This is a genomic window from Bacillus sp. AFS098217, assembly GCF_002551815.1.
GTDB lineage: Bacteria > Bacillota > Bacilli > Bacillales > Bacillaceae_G > Bacillus_A.
Window position 1 is genome coordinate 49845 of the sequence record NZ_NVPR01000032.1, and the last position, 17211, is coordinate 67055.

At 36.5% G+C, this 17211-nt stretch carries 20 protein-coding genes and 1 pseudogene; 6 read left to right on the plus strand and 15 right to left on the minus strand.

The window, feature by feature from the left end; translation table 11 throughout:
- Nucleotides 1–22: 22 nt before the first annotated feature.
- The 10 genes and pseudogenes from COO03_RS08325 to COO03_RS08370 all read right to left on the minus strand — a co-directional run bounded on the left by COO03_RS08325 (nt 23) and on the right by COO03_RS08370 (nt 7128).
- Nucleotides 23–1495, minus strand: a complete 1473-nt coding sequence (locus tag COO03_RS08325; RefSeq protein ID WP_097896715.1) for a spore germination protein — start codon at nt 1493–1495, stop codon at nt 23–25.
- Nucleotides 1473–2051, minus strand: coding sequence for a stage V sporulation protein AE (locus tag COO03_RS08330; RefSeq protein ID WP_097896717.1), 579 nt, complete (start codon nt 2049–2051; stop codon nt 1473–1475). The genes COO03_RS08325 and COO03_RS08330 overlap by 23 nt, the downstream gene beginning before the upstream one ends.
- A gap of 5 nt (nt 2052–2056) precedes the next feature.
- On the minus strand, nt 2057–2407 hold the full coding sequence (gene spoVAE, locus COO03_RS08335; protein ID WP_097896719.1) for a stage V sporulation protein AE: 351 nt from the start codon (nt 2405–2407) through the stop codon (nt 2057–2059).
- Nucleotides 2408–2410: 3 nt separating this feature from the next.
- Nucleotides 2411–3427 carry a stage V sporulation protein AD gene (gene spoVAD / locus COO03_RS08340; protein ID WP_097896721.1) on the minus strand — a complete coding sequence of 339 codons (1017 nt, stop codon included), beginning with the start codon at nt 3425–3427 and terminating at the stop codon, nt 2411–2413.
- Between the two features lie 12 nt (nt 3428–3439).
- Nucleotides 3440–3898: a stage V sporulation protein AC gene (spoVAC, locus tag COO03_RS08345; protein ID WP_097896723.1), complete on the minus strand. Its 459-nt coding sequence runs from the start codon at nt 3896–3898 to the stop codon at nt 3440–3442.
- Between the two features lie 23 nt (nt 3899–3921).
- A pseudogene (locus tag COO03_RS08350) lies at nt 3922–4104 on the minus strand (stage V sporulation protein AA); the annotation flags it as partial.
- Between the two features lie 94 nt (nt 4105–4198).
- Nucleotides 4199–4957, minus strand: a complete 759-nt coding sequence (sigF, locus tag COO03_RS08355; RefSeq protein ID WP_097896727.1) for an RNA polymerase sporulation sigma factor SigF — start codon at nt 4955–4957, stop codon at nt 4199–4201.
- Nucleotides 4958–4969: 12 nt separating this feature from the next.
- Entirely contained in the window at nt 4970–5410 is a 441-nt protein-coding gene (gene spoIIAB / locus COO03_RS08360; protein ID WP_097896729.1) for an anti-sigma F factor, read from the minus strand.
- On the minus strand, nt 5411–5761 hold the full coding sequence (gene spoIIAA, locus COO03_RS08365) for an anti-sigma F factor antagonist (protein WP_097896731.1): 351 nt from the start codon (nt 5759–5761) through the stop codon (nt 5411–5413).
- A gap of 173 nt (nt 5762–5934) precedes the next feature.
- Nucleotides 5935–7128 (minus strand): D-alanyl-D-alanine carboxypeptidase family protein, encoded by a 1194-nt coding sequence (locus COO03_RS08370; RefSeq protein ID WP_097896732.1) that lies wholly within the window; start codon nt 7126–7128, stop codon nt 5935–5937.
- A gap of 163 nt (nt 7129–7291) precedes the next feature.
- Between COO03_RS08370 and COO03_RS08375 the strand changes: the two genes are divergently transcribed.
- From COO03_RS08375 to COO03_RS08390, 4 genes are read left to right on the plus strand one after another with little or no spacing between them, the layout of a single operon-like run.
- A complete protein-coding gene (locus COO03_RS08375; protein WP_097896734.1) occupies nt 7292–7711 on the plus strand; it encodes a GntR family transcriptional regulator in 420 nt (139 codons plus the stop codon).
- Nucleotides 7677–8558 (plus strand): ABC transporter ATP-binding protein, encoded by an 882-nt coding sequence (locus tag COO03_RS08380; protein ID WP_097896735.1) that lies wholly within the window; start codon nt 7677–7679, stop codon nt 8556–8558. Before COO03_RS08375 ends, COO03_RS08380 begins: the two co-directional genes overlap by 35 nt.
- Nucleotides 8548–9606, plus strand: a complete 1059-nt coding sequence (locus tag COO03_RS08385) for an ABC transporter permease subunit (RefSeq protein WP_097896737.1) — start codon at nt 8548–8550, stop codon at nt 9604–9606. The genes COO03_RS08380 and COO03_RS08385 overlap by 11 nt, the downstream gene beginning before the upstream one ends.
- Nucleotides 9607–9618: 12 nt before the next feature.
- Entirely contained in the window at nt 9619–10683 is a 1065-nt protein-coding gene (locus COO03_RS08390) for an ABC transporter permease subunit (protein ID WP_097896738.1), read from the plus strand.
- Between the two features lie 24 nt (nt 10684–10707).
- Here COO03_RS08390 and COO03_RS08395 read toward each other — a convergent pair whose 3' ends face one another.
- Nucleotides 10708–11253, minus strand: a complete 546-nt coding sequence (locus COO03_RS08395) for a hypothetical protein (protein ID WP_097896739.1) — start codon at nt 11251–11253, stop codon at nt 10708–10710.
- A gap of 99 nt (nt 11254–11352) precedes the next feature.
- The gene (locus tag COO03_RS08400) at nt 11353–11772 is read right to left on the minus strand and encodes a MarR family winged helix-turn-helix transcriptional regulator (protein WP_141523169.1); all 420 of its coding nucleotides are present in this window, start codon (nt 11770–11772) and stop codon (nt 11353–11355) included.
- Between the two features lie 157 nt (nt 11773–11929).
- Between COO03_RS08400 and COO03_RS08405 the strand changes: the two genes are divergently transcribed.
- Nucleotides 11930–12598, plus strand: coding sequence for an SIMPL domain-containing protein (locus COO03_RS08405; RefSeq protein WP_097896741.1), 669 nt, complete (start codon nt 11930–11932; stop codon nt 12596–12598).
- A 131-nt stretch (nt 12599–12729) separates the two neighbouring features.
- Nucleotides 12730–14019, plus strand: coding sequence for an NCS2 family permease (locus tag COO03_RS08410; protein WP_097896742.1), 1290 nt, complete (start codon nt 12730–12732; stop codon nt 14017–14019).
- A 33-nt stretch (nt 14020–14052) separates the two neighbouring features.
- Here COO03_RS08410 and corA read toward each other — a convergent pair whose 3' ends face one another.
- The 3 genes from corA to COO03_RS08425 form a co-directional block, all read right to left on the minus strand.
- The gene (gene corA / locus COO03_RS08415; protein WP_141523170.1) at nt 14053–15015 is read right to left on the minus strand and encodes a magnesium/cobalt transporter CorA; all 963 of its coding nucleotides are present in this window, start codon (nt 15013–15015) and stop codon (nt 14053–14055) included.
- Nucleotides 15016–15076: 61 nt separating this feature from the next.
- On the minus strand, nt 15077–16381 hold the full coding sequence (locus COO03_RS08420; RefSeq protein ID WP_097896744.1) for a pyrimidine-nucleoside phosphorylase: 1305 nt from the start codon (nt 16379–16381) through the stop codon (nt 15077–15079).
- A 7-nt stretch (nt 16382–16388) separates the two neighbouring features.
- The gene (locus COO03_RS08425) at nt 16389–17210 is read right to left on the minus strand and encodes a purine-nucleoside phosphorylase (RefSeq protein WP_097896745.1); all 822 of its coding nucleotides are present in this window, start codon (nt 17208–17210) and stop codon (nt 16389–16391) included.
- Nucleotide 17211 lies beyond the last annotated feature (1 nt).

A 17211-nucleotide genomic window follows, 5' to 3' on the forward strand; every position in this document is an offset into this window, starting at 1 on the left:
ATAAGCAGGAAGATAACCCTGCTTATTTTTGCCTGCGTATATTTTGCGGATGTACAATACTTGGCCTTACTTTCAAACTAGACATCGTTGGGCGTAATAAAACTTTCGTTAACGCCCCCCAATCAAACGGTAGAAACGGCCATAAGTATGGTGTTTGTAAACTCTTAATGGATGTTAAAAATAGAATCAATATCGTCATTCCAATAACAAATCCCATTCCGTGAAACAATCCGGTTAAAATAATGACAAATAATTTTCCAAGCTTATTTCCAAGTCCTAATTCATAGCTTGGCGTTGCATATATCCCAATCATCGTAACAGCTGTATATAAAATAACTTCTGGAACAAATAAGCCAACATCAATTGCAATTTGACCAATTAAAATTGCTGAAATCAATCCAGTAGCTGATGATAATGGAGTAGGCGTGTGAATGGCTGCCATTCGTAAAAATTCAAGCCCAACATCAGCCATCAGAACTTGTAACAAAATAGGTAAATGTGTCATTTTATTTGGACCAATGAAAGCAAGCTTCTCTGGCAAGAGTGTTGGGTCAAATACAAATACTAACCAAAACGGTAATAAAAATAGAGAAAATAAAATACCTATAAAACGTATCCATCTTAAAAATGTACCAACTGCAGGATTTTGTCTAAACTCTTCTGCATGCTGTACATGATGAAAATATGTTGTTGGTGTAATCATAACGCTTGGAGATGTGTCAACAATGACTAATACGTGCCCTTCAAATAAATGATTCGCTGCCACATCTGGTCTTTCCGTATAACGAATAAGCGGAAATGGATTATAACCTTGTTTTACTATAAATTCTTCAATCGTCTTGTCAGCCATCGTAATTCCATCTACATTAATGTTCTCTAGTTCTTGTTTAATAATCCTTACTAACTCTGGATTTGCAACATCTTGAACATAAGTAATACAAATATCCGTTTGTGATCTATTCCCTACCCGAATAATTTCATTTCGCAGACGTGGATCGCGGACACGTCTTCTAATCAATCCTGTATTTACAATAATATTCTCTACAAAACCATCTCTTGACCCGCGCACTACTTTTTCTGTATCTGGTTCTGTCGGTGTTCGTCCTGGATAACTACGAACATCGATTGCAAAGGCCTCTGTTTCACCTTCCACAAAGATAATAATAAGTCCCGATAATACTTGTAGCATGACCTCATCCATCGTTTTTACTTTACTTACTTGTTGATGAATAAGGCGATTTTCTAAAAGCTTAACTGTATCTTCTTCAACATCTCTTATTTCATTTGTATCTACTGCTTCTTCCAAAATGTGAATAATGTAGTTTGTATCACACAATCCATTTACAAACAATACACCAATTTTTTTATCAAGAATTTGAAATTTACGAATCCCAACATCAAATGTGACGCCCAGCCCAACTGTTTGTTTTAAGTAATTTTCATTGTCACTTAAAAACGAAGAAATAGGAATACTAACTTTTTTCTTTTTCGTCATAAAACCCGCTCCTTTCTAAAATTAATTGAATTGCTTTCTTTGTAATGGGCGACCCTCGCTCCCACTCATCATTGCCACACATCTTGCCAATATCGCCAATCCCAACAATAACAGGAACATTTAGTTCATCTAAACAATAAATCGTATCCCCATTAATCCTGCCAATTTCGCCGTCAGGTAGCCCAAATTTATCAACACCGTATTCTGTTAACCTTCCCCCTCGGTCTACACTGACATCCACACGTGCCCATTCCCAATGGTGTGTATTAGATGCAACAGCTAAAATGCCAAGAACATCAATTTGTTTATGCGTCGCCACATATTTTAACGCCTTTTCTCCCGGACCTTCCCCAATAAATCCACTATCATCAAACATGACAAATACAGGGTCATATGGCGTTTGCATAATAAGCTCAACAATCTTCTGTCCTGTCAATTTAGTTGGATTGCTCTGCGATGCCGAAATACATCTTCCGCCAAATTCCTTTGTTAACAGCTCAATTGCTCGCTTCGCATATTCATCTCCATCTGTCACCAAAATAACCCTTCGTCTCATTTGATTTATCCTTTCGGTTTACATATAAGTGCCATAAAAAACGCAAATAATATCGCCGCTGAAATCCCTGCGGAAGTCAAACTAAACATCCCAATTCCTATTCCTAAATACCCATGTTTTTCAGCGGCTTGTAATGCCCCGTGCAAAAGGGAATGCCCAAAGCTTGTAATGGGAACTGTCGCCCCAGCACCTGCAAATTTTATGAGTTTATCATATAGACCAAAGCTATCTAAAATAGCTCCAATTACTACAAAAGTTGCCATTAAATGTGCAGGCGTTAATTTTGCAAAATCCAATAAAAGTTGTCCTACTACACAAATAGCTCCTCCAACGATAAATGCATATATAAAATCCACAATTCACCCCCCTTTTACTCTTTCAAATACAACGCCATGTGCAATTGTCGGGATTGTTTCTTTTTGATGCATCATAATCGGACTTAATAACGCTCCCGTTGCAACTACAAAAATACGTTGTAAATTCCCTTTTTGCATTTCTTGTAGTAAGTGTCCGTAAGTTACAACCGCTGAACAAGCACAGCCACTACCACCTGCAAAAACTTCTTCTTGATCCGCGTCATAAATCATTAATCCGCAATCATTATATATAGACCCGAGCTCATACCCTTCCTCAAATAAAAGTTGTTTCGTAATTGGCGCTCCAACCCCCGATAAATCACCAGTAACGATCAAATCATAATCTGCCGCACTTCTCCCTAGATCTTCAAAATGCTGTCGAATCGTATCAGCAGCAGCCGGTGCCATCGCCGAGCCCATATCAAAAGGATTGGTAATTCCGAAATCTTGTACTTTTCCAATTGTTGCGGCCGTTATTTTAATATCACTGTGCTCTTTGCTAATTAAAACTGTCCCTGCCCCAGTAACAGTGGAAGTCGCTGTTTTCGGTCTTTGCCCACCATACTCTGTCGGATAGCGAAATTGTCTTTCCGCAGTTGCATTATGACTACTGACTGTAGCGAGCACGCGGTTAGCAAATCCCCCATCAATAAAAGCTGCTCCAAGCGCTAAAGTCTCCATCGATGTAGCACAGGCACTGAACATACCTAAAAAAGGAATCCCGAGCTCACGAGCAACATAATTTGCTGTCACCGTTTGATTTAATAAATCCCCTGCTAAAAAAAAATCAATCTGCGAATTTGATATATTCCCTTTTTGCATAGCCTGCTGAATTGAATCGCTCATGAGTCTTCTTTCAGCGAGCTCCCAATTTTTCTCCCCGCAGTGTAAATTATCATATGAAATGTCAAAATACTTTCCAAGAGGACCTTCTGCTTCTTTTGGACCGACAGCCGTACCCGTTGCATTCACAAATATGTGATTTTGAAATACCCATGTTTGCTTTCCTGTCAATCTCATATCTATCCTCCTTTACGACATCAAAAGTTTAAACGTATATCGAATTAAACCAACAATGTATGCCCCAACAACACCGAACACAATTACACTCCCAGCAAGCTTAAACATATTTGTAGCAATCCCAAGGACAATCCCTTCACTGCGATGTTCCATTGCAGCGCTAGCCATAGAATTTGCAAATCCAGTAACAGGGACCGCCGAACCAGCCCCTCCAAATTGCCCGATTTTGTCATATACACCAAATCCGGTTAATATCGCTGACAATAATACAAGCGTTGCTATTGTAGGATTCCCGGCATCTTGCTCACTAAAATGAAAATAATACATATAAAACTTCATCAGTACCTCTCCCACTGTACAAATAAGCCCTCCCACAACAAACGCCTTTACACAATTCATCACATAATTTGACTTCGGATGATAATCTTTCACTTTATTTATGTAGTCATCTTTCAACTTTCTTTGTGTCATCTTTATACCGCCCTCCTACTCGTTTTGCTAGCATCAATGACAACATACGTTTTATCACGATCTGTAATTTTATAAACAAATTCATTTTTTATGTTTTCAAGTACACTGGCATCCCCAGCTATTTGAGAGATATCAGCAATCTTTACTGCATACGAAGGGGATACCTGTAGACCATTTCGCATTTTGAGATAGATTGTTTGTTCCAACTCTATTCACCTCTTCACTATTCCTCGTAGTTGTAGTATGGTTTCTGGAAAATTTTCTAATACAACTTTTTTCATAAAAAAAATCGAATAGATGTTATTCATCTATTCGATCCTTCATCTGTTTTAATATTTTCTTTTCCAGCCTCGAAACTTGCACTTGGGAAATCCCAATTCGCTCTGCTACTTCTGATTGAGTTTGATCTTTGTAATAACGTAAATATACAATTAAGCGTTCACGTTCATCTAACTCTCTAATCGCTTCTTTTAAAGCAATTTTATCAAACCATTTCGTTTCTGCTTGATCTGCAATTTGATCCAAAATTGTAATGGGGTCTCCATCATTTTCATACACCGTTTCATGTATTGAAGATGGGGCACGGCTTGCTTCCTGCGCAAGAACAACCTCCTCTGGCGTTAGTTCAAGCGCTTCTGCTACCTCAGTAATAGTTGGGGCTCTCCCATATTCTTTAGACAGCTCATCCTTCATTTTTCGAATTTTATTTCCAGTTTCTTTTAAAGATCGGCTTACTTTCACCGATCCATCATCACGCAAAAATCGCTGTATTTCTCCAATAATCATTGGAACTGCATAGGTTGAAAATTTCACCTCGAAAGATAAATCAAATTTGTCTACTGATTTCAAGAGGCCGATGCAGCCAATTTGAAATAAGTCGTCTGGTTCATATCCTCGATTGAGAAAGCGCTGTACAACCGACCATACGAGACGCATATTACTTTGAACTATCGTATCTCTCGCCCCTTGATCTCCATCTTGACTTTTTTGAATTAACGCTTTTAACTCGTGGTCCTTTAGCTGAGGTTTCTTCTTCTCATTTCTGACCTCTATGTCCATAGGCAATTCTCCTTAATTGCATAGAGCGTTACTATTTGATAAGTATTTTGTCAAATGGATTGTTGTCCCGAAAGATTCGTTTGAAATAACTTCTACTTCATCCATAAAATTTTCCATGATAGTAAATCCCATTCCGGAACGCTCTAATTCAGGTTTAGTTGTAAAAAGAGGTTGTCTTGCTTCATTTAAGTTAAAAATGCCAACCCCTTCATCTCGAATCGTGAGTTTCACCATTGCTTCTTCCAAAATCACTGAAATGTAAACAACACCTTCTGCATTCCCTTCATATCCATGAATAATTGCATTCGTAACTGCCTCAGACACAACTGTTTTAATCTCTGTCAATTCTTCCATCGTTGGATCTAATTGTGCAATAAAAGCAGCAACTGTAACGCGAGCAAACGATTCATTTTGACTTAACGCTGAAAATTGAAGGTTCATTTCATTTCTCATCTATGCCACCCCCAATGTCGCGAGCGCATGCGCTTCACTTTCTTCTAAACGAACAATTTTAAATAAACCTGACATTTCAAATAAACGTTTGACAGGAGGTGAGATTGCACAGACGACCATCTCCCCTCCTAAACTTTTCACATGTTTATATCGTCCTAATATAACACCAAGACCAGAACTGTCCATAAATGTTAAATTTTCTAGGCTTAATACAATATGATGAACACCATGCGTCTCGATCATATCGGTTACTTTCGCTCGCAACTCTTCAGCAGTATGATGATCTAATTCACCCGCTAGCCTAACACATAAGACATTACGCTTTACTTCTAAATGCATGGAAAGACTCACACGATTTCCTCCTTATGCTCAAACTTTACTCATTTACATAAGATTTTCGTGAATATAAAATAAGAATCCTTCCTCATGACAAAAGAAGTACTATTTCGCCATAATGTGTAAACTTCAGCAATTATTCTACCTTTTTCATGTATGCAGGTAGAAAAACGGCAAAATTTTTGCCGCTATTTTGATGTTGAAAACATTCCAAAACTTCTTTTAAATAATTCCCACCAGCTCGCTGCAGGAACATCTTCTCTCGCTACGATTGTCTGCTTTAATAAAATATTTTTATCTTTTTTGATGACAAGTGTGCCAAGTGCATCGCCTTTTTTGATCGGTGCTTTTACTTTCTTTTCAGCGATAACTTCTTGTTTTACCTTGTCCATATTCTCACCTTTCTTCATAAGGAGAGAAACATTATCTGATGCAACTAAATCAACCTTTTCCTTCTTACCTTTTCCTACTTGTACCGTCTTAATCTTTTCACCGCGCTTATACAATTTCTTTGTCGTATATTGTCCAAACGCATAATCAAGAAGCTTTGTTACTTCGTTGTTTCGTTCTTTTGATGTAGGTGCTCCCATTACAACAGAAATAACACGCATTCCATTTTTCTCAGCCGATGCCGTTAAACAATATTTTGCTTCTGTCGTAAATCCTGTTTTCACCCCATCTACTCCCGGGTAAAAACGAACTAATTTATTTGTATTGACGAGCCAAAACTTTTTCTCCGTATTTTCGCGTAAATAATCTTCATATTTCCCTGTATATTTCCGAATGAGTGGATATTTCATCAATTCTTTCGCCATAATTGCCATATCATTTGCAGTTGAATAATGATTTTTCGCAGGAAGGCCTGTTGGATTTTGGAAATGTGTATTTTTTAATCCTAAATCCTTTGCTTTTTTATTCATCATGTTTACAAAGCCTTCTTCCGAACCAGCAATATGTTCAGCAACCGCAACAGATGCATCATTTCCAGATGCAATGGCAATCCCTTTTAGCATTTCATTTACTGTCATTTCTTCTCCAGGCTCAAGAAAAATTTGCGACCCTCCCATGGAAGCTGCGTGTTCACTTGCTCTGACTTTATCTTCTAGTTTCAATTTTCCTTTTTCAACTTGTTCCATAATTAATAGCATTGTCATAATCTTTGTCATACTAGCAGGTGGTAACTTCTCATTTGGATTTTTCTCAAATAAAATTTTACCCGTATCTTGCTCAATCACAATTGCTGACAATGCTTCCTCCGCTAACTTCGGCCCTGTTTCTACTTCTGTTTTCTCAGCCCCTTTTTTCTCGGACTGTGCAAATCCAACCGAAGTACCGGAAAAAAGCACCATGAAACAAATAAGTATTCCAAAAACTCGCTTCATGACTAACCCTCCATTCTATATCAAACCTATTTTTTCCAATTAATATGTTTTTATACCATATTTTTCTATTATTGTATTGACAAATCACCTTACTGTATATATTGTATTAAGTGTATTACGCATAGTAGTACACTTAATACTCATCAGGAAGGAGGCATTGCTCTTGCATATTCAACTTGATCCAAGAAGCAACACTCCGATATGGGAACAAATTGTTCAAAATATAAAAGAACTCGTATTAAAAAACATGTTAGCTCCAGGCGATAAGCTTCCTTCTGTACGCGAGCTCGCTTCTTTGCTCGTTATAAATCCAAATACAGTTAGTAAAGCCTATCAAGAATTAGAGCGCCAAGGAATTATTGAAACATTACGAGGAAAAGGAACATTTGTATCTCAATCGATTACCCCGACATTAGACGAAAGGAAAATCGCTATGGTTGAAAAGCAATTTCATCAATTACTACTAGAAGCTTCTTATCTTGGGATTACAAAAGATAAAATTCACGATTGGATAGATTCATACTACAAAGAGATTGGAGGAAATACCGATGCTGAAAGTGACGAACTTGAAGAAAACAATTGATAATCAAATCATTTTAGACGATGTTTCTTTCACATTACAAAAAGGTAGTATCGTCGGATTACTCGGAAGAAACGGTGCAGGGAAAACCACTTTATTACGAACGATGGTCGGCATTTTAGACCCAGATGCAGGAATTGTTACATATGAGGATACAGATATTCATAAACATCCTGAAATTAAACAAAAAGTTGTATATGTTCCGGATTCTACTAACATACTGAACGGATATACAGTAAAAGAAATTGTGAAGTTTTATAAAGCCGTTTATACAGCGTTTGATGAACAATATTTCTATGAACTATTAGAGCGTTTCAATTTACCAAACAAACGCATTCGTAGTTATTCAAAAGGAATGAAAGCATTACTCGCTATCATTTTAGCTTTTTCAGCTAAAGCAGAATACATCATTTTAGATGAACCGACAAACGGACTTGATCCTATTGTAAAAAGACAAATCTTACAAATTCTCGTTGAAGAAGTAGCAGAGAACGAAATTACAATTTTAATCTCTACCCATCATTTAGATGAAGTTGAAAAAATTGCGGATACGATCATCATTTTAAAAGATCATACAATCAATTCTATTACTGCACTAGACGATGCAAAATCACGCTACGCAAAAATTCAAGTTGCTTATGAACGCTCTCTACCTCAAAAACTAGAAAACTTAAGCAATATTAAAATATTAAATCAAACAGGAAAAGTGTATACGATTTTAATCGAAGAAAATGTTGCTGCAACACTGGAGAAGTTTTATAAAGAGCAACCAATACTCATTGAAGAATTAACAATGTCACTTGAAGATGTCTTCGTTACGACACTGGAGGGGGATGGGTATGTTTCATAAAGCGTTATGGATGTGGAATTGGAAGCGCGGGAAGTATGCTGTGTTACTATTTTTCTTGAGTACCCTTTATTATTTATCTTATAGATACTATAAAGCAGCTCAACAACAACTTGCTAATTATTATAAATTGCAAGAAAAAGGCACGTTCTATTATGATTACGCATTTTGGTCAGGGAATAGTAGTTTTTGGTTAACTATTTTTATCATTTTTTTAGCTTGTCTATTAATAGGATGGGAACGTAGCAACCAATCTAATACCCTACTTATGGCAATGCCGTTTAAAAGAAAAGATGTTTTCTTATCTAAATGGGCTTTCGGTTCATTCTGTATTGTAGGCTCATTCCTTATAAACTGGATTCTTATGTACTTTATTTATAAAACAACAATTCATTTTGATTATCAATCATTTGGGCCATTTCATCGATACTTTCTTTATGCGATTGTTTCATATGTTGCAGTCTATACAGCTGCATTATGTATCGGTACCTTTACTGGAGGCGTTGTTTCACAAGTCGTTTTTTGTATTCCTTGGTTACTAATGGGACTTACATTTATTTCATTACTATACAATTTTACAATAAATCATTTTGATGCTACAAATAATAGAAACTCTCACTTATATGAAAGTCTTTCTGAAATCAATAAAAAAACAAATATTGTTGCACCGATATATAATTTTTCTATTAATTACTACTATAATCCGGAAGGACGTAAAAAAGAACACGATCCAACTACTTTAAGAGATCCAGCACACCATACTTATTATTCACCTAAATCGGTGCTAGTTCCTATTTTCTATACAATATTCTATTTACTACTTGGCACATATTTATACAAACGGTCTCCAAATGAAAATTGTCAAAAGATATTTATTTTCCAAAAACATTTACGAATATGGATATGGGGAACGACAATCTACTTCGCATTACTGGGTGGCTATAAAATAAATCAATTTAGTTTCTTGTTTAATTACTATATCGGTATGCTTTTCGCCGGAATCATCACTTATTTCGTATTATCACGCCTAACAAATTATAAAGTTTTTTAAAGGAGAGATCCTATGTTTCAAAAAGCACTATGGCTCCGAACGTATCAACAAAGTAAATATATGGTCTGGCTATTTTGGCTCGTCAGCTTCTACAATTTGTCATATAAATACTATATGGCTTCTATTGAACAGCAATACTTTCTAAAGGAAAATAAAGAATGGAATTATGTATATCATTACCAGTTTGATTTATCACTTATGGACCCTGTCATATTTCAAAGCGGTGCGCTTATCGTTCTAGCCTGTACTTTAATCGGCTGGGAAAGACAAAATAACTCCATTGATTTTCTTTGGTCTATGCCTTTTAAACGTTCACACATTTTTATGACGAAATGGTTGTTTGGTATTTGTAACATTGTAGCAGCTGTCAGCATAAACTGGGGACTATTTGCTATTATGAAAAAAATGACTTTTCATAATAAATATCAGGTGTTTTCCCCATTTCATCCTTATTTTATATACATGTTAATTGTATTAATTGCTATTTATACACTTGCATTATGTATAGGCACAATTACTGGGAATATTGTCTCACAGGGATTTCTCACTGCCGCTATATTCATGTTCCCATTGTTACTTCCATCTCTTATCTCGGGAGTCATCGCTGTTCATTCAAATATAGATTTTCATGAGAATAATAGTAATATGCACCGTGTTATGGAAAACATACGTATTTCCGGTCCAGCAGAAGATTTTCGTATTAAATTTAATTATGATCCTCAAAGTGCTTATACCGATAATGATGGAGTGCGTCATAATGCACCAAACTTTACAAAAGTCCCTTCAGCAAAATTATTGATTGCACCTATTACACATATAATTATTTTGTTGCCACTTGGTATGTATTTATATGTTCGTTCAGTCAATGAGCGGAATGGTAACTTCTTATTATATCCAAAGCTTCAAAAAATATTTATGGCATGCGCTATTTTCTTTATTGGAATTATTGGCGGTTTAATGATCCCTGGATCTCAATCATTGCTTAATTTTTACATTGGATTTTTTGGAACTAGTTTAATTAGCTATTTTCTTCTACCTAAAATATTGAAATGGAAGTTTTCATGGAATTTCAAATAAGAATAACCTCCTCTCAAAAGGAGGTTATTTCACATTCTCTCTCCTATCCCCATACACCTTCTCTTCCTTCATCCCAAACCCATCACCATTTTGTACAATTTGGTCTGTCGGTGCGACTACACTTTCAGCAATCCTCCACTCCCCACGTTCTTTCACAAATACTTGGAGAAAGTAGTTCATCCCATTTAATTGATATGGATTTTCTTTTTTCACATGATAGCGTACAGCAATGTAGTAAACTTGAATATTTTCTTTTCCCGCTTTTGATACGTATTGTGATAATCTTGGAATGTACATAGATGCTTTCTTAAATGGCAATTGCTTCGCTTTAATAAGCGATGAACTCGTCACATTACGCAATGTGTCTTGATTGCGGATATTATCACTATGATGAAATAATACTGCATTTTGCATGGAGCGAACCCATAATTTTGAATATAATACAGGGTTATCATTTTCAATGTATTTCACTTCTTTTTGTACAACTTGAATAGGTGTATCAGCATACATTAATGTATTAAAGCAGAAGAAACTTCCAACTAGCATGATAAGTGCAAAAAAGTGTTTCATAATTTTTCCTCCGATCTTTTTAATTAAAGTATCGGAGTTTCAAAATATTTTTATTCAAAGAAAAAGGATAGGAAAGCTCTCGCTTCCTATCCTTATTTATTATAATACGCGGCCAAATAGCTCTAATACCATGTCTATCTCTTGGTCGCTCCAATCTTTAAATTTCTCTTTATAGTACTCTTTACGTACAGCCTCAAGTTTTTCAGTCACTTCTTTTCCATGTTCTGTAATTTCTAGATACACAATACGTCGGTCTGAATTAGAACGTTTTCTCGTTACAAAGCCTTTTCGTACAAGACGATCTGTTACAGCAGTAATATGGCTGGATGTTACGTTTACTTCACTTGCAATTTGTGATGCCATTTGTGGACTCTTCAAAAATAATGCACGTAATACAGAGAATTCATTATATGGCATATGTTCTGAAAAACGTGTATTAATATCATTTTGTAATAAACGTATCATCTTTCGAAATGATGCAGATAAATCTAAAATCAGCGCTTCTCTTTTTTCGTTCACTAGCCTCGATCCTTTTTTATCATATTTGTACATATTATAATCTATACATGCCTATGTTGTATATGTTTTCTTTCCTTTCGATTCTCAATTATGTAACTTTTTACATACAATTTTCTCTCTTTTGCTCATATATATATAGAAAGGATGGTGAGCGAGAATGCACGGTGGGATGAATCCATATTTACCTGATATGCGCAGTAGTGGGGGTAAAGAGGCAACAATTACAGTACAAGGTGAAGGAATTATACGGGCAAAACCAAATGTTGTAGTGCTAACAATTGGAATTAGAACCGACAATAAAAATGTAAAGCAAGCACAGGAAGAAAACGCAATACAGTCTAGACAATTACTCGATGCACTCAAGCAGCTAGGGATTGCAGATAAGGATATCGAGACCATTTCCTATACAATTACTCCCCAATACGAATATGTAAATGATAAAGCATTATTACAAGGTTATCGTGTAGAACATTTGTATGAAATTACCGTTTTAAACGTACAAAAAGCAGGGGAAGTATATGATATAGCTGTTACAAATGGTGCGAACGTAGCAAAAGGTTTACGTTTTCGAGTATCTCATCCCACTAAATATTATCAGCAAGCACTCCTGCAAGCCGTACAACATGCAGTAGAAAAAGCTCGTACCATTGCAAGTACATATAATCTAAATATTAATCCCGTCCCGCTCTCACTCATTGAAGAGTCAGCACAATTGCCGCGTGAAGTGATGGCCTACGCTACTTTACACGCACAGGCAGCTCCACCCATTCAATCAGGAGAACTAGAAATTATCTCTTCTATCCGAGCCGTTTTCACTTATTTATAATGGTTTTTTTAAGTAACCGCTATCATTTTTCTTGTTGTAAAAACACTATGTTCTGATATAATAAAGGACGGTGAGCTCTTTACAAAAGGGATATCACGGGTGGGAGAGGGATATGAAAAAGAAGGTTTAACATGAAAGGAATACTTGAAAGAACATTTAAATTAGACCTACACCACACATCACCGAAGCAAGAAATATTGGCTGGAGTGACGTCATTTTTCACAATCGTTTATATCATGATTGTAAATGCGTCAATTTTATCAGATGCCGGTATTCCGCTTGAAGCAGGAATTTTGGCAACTGTTTTCAGTTCATTTGTCGGATGTCTAATGATGGCATTTTGGGCAAATGCACCTGCCATTCTTGTACCTGGTATGGGTGTAAATGCATTCTTCACGTACACTGCTGTTCATACGCTCGGATTAACTTGGCAAGAAGCATTAGCAGCCGTCTTTATTGCTGGTATCATTTTTGCAATTGCCGCGTTTACACCAATTGCTCGCACGCTTTCATTATCAATTCCAAAGTCATTAAAGGAAGCGATTACTGTCGGCATTGGTTTATTCTTAGCTTTCATTGGATTGCAAAAAGGTGGTTTAGTTGTTTCGAATCCGAACACTGCTGTTGCACTAGGAAAATTAAGTAGTCCTGTTGTTCTCGCAACATTGCTTACTCTTATTGTGGCACTTGTTTTATTTATTCGAAATGTACGTGGGAACTTTTTATGGACGATTGCAATTGGAACTGGTATTGCATGGCTATTTGGTCTTGTTGATACAAGCCAAGTAGGAAGTAGCTCATTTTCATTCGCTAACTACGGGGATGTATTTGGAGCTATGTCATTTGGAAAACTCTCTTCCTTACCGTTTTGGATTGCAACATTCTCCTTAAGCATGGTGCTTATCTTTGAGAACATGGGACTTTTACACGGATTATTAGAAGATGATCGTAAATTCCCACGTGCTTATCAAGCAAATGCAATTTCAGCAATGACATGTGGTCTATTTGGTACAAGTCCTACTGTTTCAACAGTAGAAAGTGCCGCAGGTATTACGGCAGGTGGTAAAACAGGTCTGACGTCCATCATTACAGGGATGTTATTCTTTGCGTCACTGTTTGCTCTTCCATTTGTCAAATTAATTCCTAATAGTGCCATTGCGCCAATTTTAATTATTATTGGTGGTCTCATGATTACAAACATTCAGCAAATCCCTCTAAATGATTTTTCAGAAGGATTTCCAGCGTTTTTAATCATCGTTATGATTCCACTCACATATAGCATCGCTGATGGCATTGCGTTCGGATTTATTGCTTATCCTATTTTAAAGATTGCTCTTGGAAAGCATAAAGAAGTCGCACCGTCCATGTATATCATTGCATGCCTATTCTTAGCCATGTTTGTGTTACACGCCATTGGCTAGTAAAAAACGCCGGGAAATTCCCCGGCGTTTTCTTTACTTAAACCAACCTTTTTTATAAAACCACACCATCATTCCTCCGCCAATTAAAACCATAAGAGCTAAACAAATAAAATAGCTATATTTCCCAGCTAGCTCTGGCATATGCGTGAAGTTCATTCCATATACCCCAGCAATAAATGTTAACGGCATGAAGATCGTCGAGAAAACCGTTAATGTTTTCATAATATTGTTCATATGATGTGAGTTCAATGAAAAATAACTGTCCCGAATATCTGCTGTTAATTCTCGGCTAGCTTCAATCATCTCTGTAAGCTTTAGCAAATGATCATGTATATCCTTAAAATAAATTTCATGATCGCTTATCCCGTAAAAACGAGTTGAATTTAAAATACGATATAATAGGTCACGCATCGGTACAATTGTACGTCTAAGCTTAGATAAGTCTGTACGAATATCAAATACCTCTTCTAATACACTTCCTGCTGTCTCACCTGTTAAATTGTCATCAATAGCATTCAAATGATCTTCAATGTAGTAAACAGGCGCAAAGTAATCATCAACAATTTGGTCAATAATTGTATGTGCTACATGTAGAGGGCTCTTCTTAATACGTTTTCTCTCACCAAGCGTTTTCCACACTCTTTCAATCGCATTATTATGTGAGAAATGAAAAGAGACAATATAGCGATCACTAACAAATAAGTCAATTTCGTGCGGTTCTAATCCATCTTCTCCAAATGCATGAAGAACTAAAAAGTTATATCCATCATAGAAATCTACTTTTGGCCTCTGTACATATTCTACGCAATCTTCAATCGCAAGAGGATGGAATTTAAAATGGTCTTGTAAAATATATGTATATTCTTCTTTTGTTGGCTTATATAAATCAAGCCAATACCATATGATATCTTCTCTCTTCGTTTCTTCTAATGAAACATCGTATAACACTTCATCTTCTTTCGTTATTGCACAAATTTTAATCATAACTTCACCCATTATTATTATAAACAAAAAACAACAAAAAAAGCCAAGGAGAAGGCTCCTTAGCTTTTTTACTTTATTTTGTTACGATGCCATGCACTAGTTTCGGTGCATCTACATGCGCTGTCGCTATTTTCATGTTCTCATAAATTTTTGCTTTTACATCTTCTACGTTTTCGCGATTTGCGTAAATTGTAACAAGTGAGTCACCTTTTTTCACGCTATCGCCTACTTTTTTGCGAAGCATAAGTCCAACTGCTAAATCAATTTCAGATTCTTTCGTTGCACGTCCTGCACCTAAAAGCATTGCCGCTGTTCCAATTTCATCTGCAACAATTTCGGATACATATCCGTCTTCTTTTGCTTCTACTTCGATTTTATACTTTGCTTGTGGCAGCTTAGAAGGATCATCAACAACAGAAGCATCTCCGCCTTGTGCCGCTAAGAACATCTTAAATGCTTCTAACGCTTTTCCATTGTTCATTACTTCAATTAGCTTTTCACGCGCATCTTCTAAAGATGAAGCTTGTCCAGCAAGGTACACCATTTGACTTCCAAGCGTTAAACATAACTCTTCTAAATCTTTCGGTCCCTTGCCTTGTAATGTATCGATTGCTTCTTTTACTTCTAATGCATTACCAATTGCCTCGCCAAGCGGTTGACTCATATCGGAAATAACAGCCATCGTTTTACGACCAACGTTATTACCAATGCGTACCATTGCTTCTGCTAAACGCTTTGCATCTTCGTCTGTTTTCATAAATGCGCCTGCACCTGTTTTTACATCAAGTACAATTGCATCTGCACCAGCTGCAATTTTTTTACTCATAATAGAGCTTGCAATAAGCGGAATAGAGTTTACTGTCGCAGTTACATCACGAAGTGCATATAACTTTTTATCAGCAGGTGTTAAGTTTCCACTTTGTCCGATAATCGCAATTTTATTTTGGTTTACAAGACGAATAAATTCAGCATTTTCAATTTCCACATGGAATCCTGGTACTGCTTCTAATTTATCAATTGTACCACCTGTATGTCCTAAACCACGGCCAGACATTTTTGCCACTGGTACATCTAAAGCAGCCACTAATGGACCTAATACAAGCGTAGTTGTATCACCAACACCACCTGTTGAATGCTTATCTACTTTTACGCCTTCAATCGCTGATAAATCAATTGTATCGCCGCTATTTACCATAGCCATTGTTAAATCAGCACGTTCTTGTTCATTCATATCTTGGAAGAAAATTGCCATTGCAAGTGAGCTCATTTGATAATCTGGAATATCACCGTTTGTATAACCCTCAACAATAAAATTAATTTCTTCTGTCGTTAATGCATGTCCGTCACGTTTTTTAGCAATTAGGTCCACCATTCTCATTGTGAATTCATCCCTTCATTTGTTTTACGATTGCTTTTACAAGCGCTAAGAAGTTTGCTTTTACACGCTCTGTTGTTTCAATTACTTCCTCATGATTAAGCGGTTGATCTAAAATACCAGCTGCCATATTTGAAATACAAGAAATACCAAGTACTTTCATCCCAGCATGACGCGCTACAATAACTTCTGGTACAGTTGACATTCCGACAGCATCGCCGCCAACTGTACGGATCATACGAATTTCTGCTGGTGTTTCGTATACTGGACCTGTCATCGCAACATATACGCCTTCTTGTACTTTAATATTTAAATCAGCTGCAACTTGTTTCGCCATTGCACGAAGATCTTTACTATAAGATTCAGACATATCAGGGAAACGTACACCCATTTCAGAATCATTTGGTCCGATTAATGGATTGTATCCCATAAAGTTAATATGATCTGAGATTAACATTAAATCTCCTGGCTCATATGATGTATTTACACCACCAGCTGCGTTTGTAACAACAACTGTTTCTACACCTAATTCTTTCATAACACGAACTGGGAATGTTACTTTTTGCATATCGTATCCTTCATAGTAATGGAAACGACCTTGCATTGCTACAACTGTAACCCCTTGAAGTGTACCGAATACTAATTGGCCAGCATGACCTTCAACTGTAGATACAGGAAATTCAGGAATTTCATTGTAAGGTACTGTTACTGCATTTTCGATTTCGTCTGCTAATACACCTAGTCCAGAACCAAGGATTAGTCCTACTTGTGGCGTTTCTTGGAATTTCTCTTTTAAGTATGAAGCTGATTTTGTAATAAGTTCACGATTCATT

What these genes read in the sequence shown, in the direction of transcription:
- COO03_RS08420 (WP_097896744.1), bottom strand. Translation starts at nt 16,381, where the DNA reads ATGAGAATGGTGGACCTAATTGCTAAAAAACGTGACGGACATGCATTA.
- spoIIAB (WP_097896729.1), bottom strand. Translation starts at nt 5,410, where the DNA reads ATGAGAAATGAAATGAACCTTCAATTTTCAGCGTTAAGTCAAAATGAA.
- COO03_RS08405 (WP_097896741.1), top strand. Translation starts at nt 11,930, where the DNA reads ATGCACGGTGGGATGAATCCATATTTACCTGATATGCGCAGTAGTGGG.
- spoVAC (WP_097896723.1), bottom strand. Translation starts at nt 3,898, where the DNA reads ATGACACAAAGAAAGTTGAAAGATGACTACATAAATAAAGTGAAAGAT.
- corA (WP_141523170.1), bottom strand. Translation starts at nt 15,015, where the DNA reads ATGGGTGAAGTTATGATTAAAATTTGTGCAATAACGAAAGAAGATGAA.
- COO03_RS08395 (WP_097896739.1), bottom strand. Translation starts at nt 11,253, where the DNA reads ATGAAACACTTTTTTGCACTTATCATGCTAGTTGGAAGTTTCTTCTGC.
- COO03_RS08370 (WP_097896732.1), bottom strand. Translation starts at nt 7,128, where the DNA reads ATGAAGCGAGTTTTTGGAATACTTATTTGTTTCATGGTGCTTTTTTCC.
- COO03_RS08330 (WP_097896717.1), bottom strand. Translation starts at nt 2,051, where the DNA reads ATGAGACGAAGGGTTATTTTGGTGACAGATGGAGATGAATATGCGAAG.
- spoVAD (WP_097896721.1), bottom strand. Translation starts at nt 3,427, where the DNA reads ATGAGATTGACAGGAAAGCAAACATGGGTATTTCAAAATCACATATTT.
- COO03_RS08410 (WP_097896742.1), top strand. Translation starts at nt 12,730, where the DNA reads ATGAAAGGAATACTTGAAAGAACATTTAAATTAGACCTACACCACACA.
- COO03_RS08385 (WP_097896737.1), top strand. Translation starts at nt 8,548, where the DNA reads ATGTTTCATAAAGCGTTATGGATGTGGAATTGGAAGCGCGGGAAGTAT.
- COO03_RS08425 (WP_097896745.1), bottom strand. Translation starts at nt 17,210, where the DNA reads ATGAATCGTGAACTTATTACAAAATCAGCTTCATACTTAAAAGAGAAA.
- sigF (WP_097896727.1), bottom strand. Translation starts at nt 4,957, where the DNA reads ATGGACATAGAGGTCAGAAATGAGAAGAAGAAACCTCAGCTAAAGGAC.
- COO03_RS08325 (WP_097896715.1), bottom strand. Translation starts at nt 1,495, where the DNA reads ATGACGAAAAAGAAAAAAGTTAGTATTCCTATTTCTTCGTTTTTAAGT.
- COO03_RS08380 (WP_097896735.1), top strand. Translation starts at nt 7,677, where the DNA reads ATGCTGAAAGTGACGAACTTGAAGAAAACAATTGATAATCAAATCATT.
- COO03_RS08390 (WP_097896738.1), top strand. Translation starts at nt 9,619, where the DNA reads ATGTTTCAAAAAGCACTATGGCTCCGAACGTATCAACAAAGTAAATAT.